This is a genomic window from Kitasatospora sp. NPDC057518 (assembly GCF_042802075.1).
Taxonomy (GTDB): domain Bacteria; phylum Actinomycetota; class Actinomycetes; order Streptomycetales; family Streptomycetaceae; genus Kitasatospora.
In genome coordinates this window covers 1-3,461 of the sequence record NZ_JBHVEU010000650.1, presented here as the reverse complement: position 1 = coordinate 3,461, position 3,461 = coordinate 1, and the positions used below count along the sequence as shown (strand labels likewise).

Here is a 3,461-nt window from a genome sequence, read left to right as displayed (position 1 = left end):
GCCGCCCGCCGGAGCCGCGCGCGGCACCGACGGTTCGATCATTTGTCGTCGTCATCCCTGCTCTCATCATCCAGTTGGGCCTGCCGCCCGACCTCGGGAGCGAGTTCGCGAGTGGCGGAAAGCCGCCATTGTTAACGGGAGCTTAAAGGGACTTCACACAAGTTCGCCGGGAAACAAGGAACTTTGACAGGAGATCAGACGTTACGAGGCCGTCACGGCTGCTCATCCGGCCCCGGCCGTCAGGCCGTTGACCAGCGCCGATCCGCCTGCTGCGGCCCGCCGCCCCCGGCCGTCACCGTACCGCACCGTTGACCGTCGAACACGCTTCCCCCCGGAACCGTCCACACCGGGCCCCGACTCACCCACCCCACCCACAACTTGGGCAACAACCGGCCACCGGCTGGCCCCGCCCCGGGGCGGACTGGCACGATGTCCGAATGCGCATTCTGGTCATCGGCGGCACCCGCTTCATCGGATTCCACTTCGCCGAGGCGGCACTGGCCGCCGGGCACGAGGTCACGGTGGTGCACCGGGGCCGCTCCGGCGCCGGACTCCTCCCGGACGCCACCCACCTGATCGCCGACCGCGACGCCGACCTGTCCGCGCTGCGCGGTCGGCACTGGGACGCCACCGTCGACCTCTGCGCCTACTACCCGCGCCAGGTCCGGGAGTTGGCGGCCGCCCTCGACCCCGGCGCCGCCGGGCGCTACCTGCTGGTCTCCTCGCTCTCGGTCTACGACGTCCCGGCCGCCCCGGGCTACGCCGAGGACTCCGCCCTGCTCCCCGCCGACGGCCCGGAGGCCGAGGAGATCACCGCCGAGACCTACGGCGTCCTCAAGGTCCAGTGCGAGCGCGCCGCCCGGCAGGCCTTCGGCCCGGAGACCCTGCTGGTCCGCCCGACGTACGTGATCGGCCCCCGCGACTACACCCACCGCTTCGACTACTGGGTGGAGCGCCTCACCCGGGGCGGCGAGGTGCTCGCCCCGGGCCGGCCGGAAGCGCCGCTCCAGGTGGTCGACGTCCGCGACCTCGCCGCCTGGATGCTCGCCCTGCTGGAGCGGGGCGCCTCCGGCGCCTACCACGCCGCCACTCCCCCGCCGTTCGGCATCGGCGACCTGCTCGACGCCGTCGCCACGGCGGCCGCCCCGCCCGGCACCACCCTCACCTGGGTCGACGAGGACTTCCTCCGGGCCGCCGGCGTCCAGGAGCGCGCCCTCCCGCTCTGGCCCGCCGACCCGGAGAGCCGCGCCACCAGCACCGCCGACCCGGCGGCCGCCCTCGCCACCGGCCTCGCCCTCCGGCCGGTGGCCGACAGCGCCCGCGACATCCAGCCGTTCGAGCGCGTGCCGGGCACCCTCGACCCCGAGCGGGAGGCCGAACTCCTCGCCGCCTGGCACCAGCGGTAGCGGTAGCGGCGCCGACGCGGAGTCCACCGGCACGGGGCCGACCGCCGCCCCGCGACAGCCGGTCCGGCCCCGGCCCGGACATCTCCCGGGCCGGGGCCCACGCCGCTCGGGCCTCCCTCGCCTCCGCTGGTCGCCACGCCCCTCCCCGTCCCTCCCTGCGCGCCTCAGCCCGCCAGGGGCGGGTTGAGCCGGGCGAACGCCTCCTGCCGCCGGTACGGGAAGTACGGGTACGGCGCGGTGCGGGCGCTCGCCGCGTCCAGCCGGGCCACCTGCTCCTCCGTCAGGGACCAACCGACCGCGCCGAGGTTCTGCCGCAGCTGCTCCTCGTTGCGGGCGCCGATGATGACCGAGGAGACGGTCGGACGGCGCAGCAGCCAGTTGATCGCCACCTGGGGGACGGTGCGTTCGGTCTCGGCGGCGACCTCGATCAGCGCGTCGACCACCCGGTACAGCAGCTCGTCCTCCACCGGCGGGCCGTAGTCGGCGGTGTCGTGCAGCCGGCTGCCGTCCGGGAGCGGCTGCCCGCGGCGGATCTTCCCCGTGAGCCGGCCCCAGCCGAGCGGGCTCCAGACCAGGGCGCCGACGCCTTCCTCCTGTGCGAGCGGCATCAGTTCCCACTCGTAGTCGCGGCCGACGAGCGAGTAGTAGACCTGGTGGGCGGCGTACCGGGGGCGGCCGTGCCGGTCGGCGAGGGCGAGGGACTTCATCAGCTGCCAGCCGGAGAAGTTGGAGACGCCGGTGTAGCGGATCTTGCCGGCCCGGACCAGGTCCTCCAGGGTGGCGAGCACCTCCTCGATCGGGGTGCCGGCGTCGTAGGCGTGCAGCTGGAACAGGTCCAGGTAGTCGGTGCCGAGGCGGCGCAGCGCGTCGTCGACGCTCCGGACCAGCCGGGCGCGGGAGGTGCCGGCGTCCTGCGGGCCGTCGCCGGTGGGCAGTCCGGCCTTGGTGGAGATCAGCACCTGGTCGCGGCGGCCGCGGATCGCCTGGCCGAGCACCTCCTCGGAGGCGCCGTCGGAGTAGACGTCGGCGGTGTCGAAGAGGGTGACCCCGGCGTCGATGGAGATGTCGAGGAGCCGGCGGGCCTCCTGGACGTCGGTGGTGCCCCAGGCGCCGAACAGCGGGCCGCGCCCGCCGAAGGTGCCGGTGCCGAGGCTGAGCGCGGGCACCTTGAGTCCGGACGCGCCGAGCCGGCGGTACTCCATGTCGGTGGCGATGGTCATGGCGGATTTCTCCCCTCGAAGCCCCTAATGGGACCACTGTTCCGTTAGGATGCTCTGAACCTAGCAGAGTCCACCCGTCTAATGGAACAGGAATCCCGTTAATGGCCGTCGAGCCCTCCACGCCCGGCACGGTCCGCCCCGGCGGCCGGACCGCCCGGGTCCGCGCCGCCGTCCTGCGCGCCGCCGAGGACGCCCTGGTCGAGCGCGGCTTCAGCGGCCTCGACCTCGGCGACATCGCCCAGCGGGCCGAGGTCGGCCGCACCACCGTCTACCGCCGCTGGGGCAGCACCACCGCGCTGGTCGCCGACCTGCTCGCGGACATGGCCGAGCAGTCGCTGCCGCGCACCGACAGCGGCTCCCTCGCCGGGGACCTCCGGGCCAACGCCCGGCTCGTCCGGCGCACCCTGGCCGACCCCCGGCAGGGCGCGCTGTTCCGCGCCGTCATCGTGGCGGCGACCTGCGACCCGGACGCGGCCGAGGCCCTGCGGCACTTCTACCGGCGCCGGGTCGAGGAGTGGGCGCCGTGCGTCGCCGCGGCCGTCGAGCGCGGCGAACTCCCGCCGGACACCGACGGGTTCGAGGTCGTCCGGGCGGTCTCGGCACCGCTCTACTACCGGATGCTCACCACCGCCGAGCCGCTGGACGAGGCGGCCGCGGACCGCGCGGCGGAGGCAGCCGAGGCGGCGGCCCGCGCCGGGGCGTACCGGCGCCGGGACAGCTAGGAACGCGAACGGCCGCACAGCGCCGAAGCGTTGTGCGGCCGCCGGGCGCGGCGAGGGCCCCGGAAGGCCGGAACGACGCTCCGACATCATCCGACCGACGGCGGGGGCCGCCG

The 3,461-nt window shown here is 74.8% G+C and carries 3 protein-coding genes; 2 read left to right on the top strand and 1 reads right to left on the bottom strand.

Translation table 11 applies throughout. The annotated features are described in order from the left end of the window. The first annotated feature begins 437 nt into the window (after window positions 1-437). The gene (locus tag ACFU7Z_RS37775) at window positions 438-1,406 is read left to right on the top strand and encodes an NAD-dependent epimerase/dehydratase family protein (protein WP_380782627.1); all 969 of its coding nucleotides are present in this window, start codon (window positions 438-440) and stop codon (window positions 1,404-1,406) included. Window positions 1,407-1,570: 164 nt separating this feature from the next. On the opposite strand, the gene ACFU7Z_RS37770 is transcribed toward ACFU7Z_RS37775, so the two are convergent. After that, entirely contained in the window at window positions 1,571-2,608 is a 1,038-nt protein-coding gene (locus ACFU7Z_RS37770; protein WP_380782629.1) for an aldo/keto reductase, read from the bottom strand. Window positions 2,609-2,727: 119 nt separating this feature from the next. Between ACFU7Z_RS37770 and ACFU7Z_RS37765 the strand changes: the two genes are divergently transcribed. Then, window positions 2,728-3,348: a TetR/AcrR family transcriptional regulator gene (locus tag ACFU7Z_RS37765; protein WP_380782625.1), complete on the top strand. Its 621-nt coding sequence runs from the start codon at window positions 2,728-2,730 to the stop codon at window positions 3,346-3,348. Window positions 3,349-3,461 lie beyond the last annotated feature (113 nt).

Bases quoted from the DNA above. Each gene is read 5' to 3' on its own strand.
- ACFU7Z_RS37775 (WP_380782627.1), top strand. From the start codon at position 438: ATGCGCATTCTGGTCATCGGCGGCACCCGCTTCATCGGATTCCACTTC.
- ACFU7Z_RS37770 (WP_380782629.1), bottom strand. From the start codon at position 2,608: ATGGAGTACCGCCGGCTCGGCGCGTCCGGACTCAAGGTGCCCGCGCTC.
- ACFU7Z_RS37765 (WP_380782625.1), top strand. From the start codon at position 2,728: ATGGCCGTCGAGCCCTCCACGCCCGGCACGGTCCGCCCCGGCGGCCGG.